Raw genomic sequence first — 244 nt, forward strand, 5'->3', positions numbered from 1 at the left:
CTTGCTTGGTGTCTCGTGACTGCGTGCCTTTTGAAGAATGAGCCTGCGAGTTTGCGGTGTGTTGCGAGGTTAACCCGTGTGGGGAAGCCGTAGCGAAAGCGAGTCCGAATAGGGCGGTGGAGTAGCACGCTCAAGACCCGAAGCGGAGTGATCTAGCCATGGGCAGGTTGAAGCGGAGGTAAGACTACTTGGAGGACCGAACCCACCAGTGTTGAAAAACTGGGGGATGACCTGTGGTTAGGGG

General features: G+C 56.6%; 1 rRNA gene. It reads left to right on the forward strand.

The features are described from left to right. Window positions 1-244 (forward strand): 23S ribosomal RNA (locus tag QC385_RS44450); the annotation flags it as partial.

Origin of the sequence: Streptomyces sp. DH10 (genome assembly GCF_029813805.1) — a bacterium.
Lineage (GTDB): Bacteria > Actinomycetota > Actinomycetes > Streptomycetales > Streptomycetaceae > Streptomyces > Streptomyces coeruleofuscus.